The organism is Neokomagataea anthophila, assembly GCF_018122595.1.
Classification (GTDB): domain Bacteria; phylum Pseudomonadota; class Alphaproteobacteria; order Acetobacterales; family Acetobacteraceae; genus Gluconobacter; species Gluconobacter anthophilus.
Map to the genome: position 1 here is coordinate 1 of NZ_JAGRQH010000130.1, position 240 is coordinate 240.

1 protein-coding gene is annotated in these 240 nt (G+C 56.7%); it reads right to left on the minus strand.

Going from position 1 to position 240, the window contains the following annotated elements:
• The coding region (locus KB213_RS12300; protein WP_346266720.1) for a DNA/RNA non-specific endonuclease at positions 1–171 on the minus strand (171 nt) is incomplete at its 3' end.
• Positions 172–240: the final 69 nt, after the last annotated feature.

Consider the following 240-nt stretch of genomic DNA (forward strand, 5'->3'; position numbering starts at 1 on the left):
CCAACCGCGCACAGCACTGTCTACCCCCGCCCCCGGCCCCCGATTGAGCTCAGCCGTTTGTGGTACAATACTAGACAGTAGAAAAGATTGAGACTGTGCAGCACTGCCGGGCTCATCACCAGGAGGCGGCATATGCCCCCGATCAAACCCAGCATCACGATCAACAAGCACCCCAGCACCTCCACAAATAGCCAAACGATCAGCCGCTCGGAAAACATTTCAAATAGGCGTTTGGCGTGC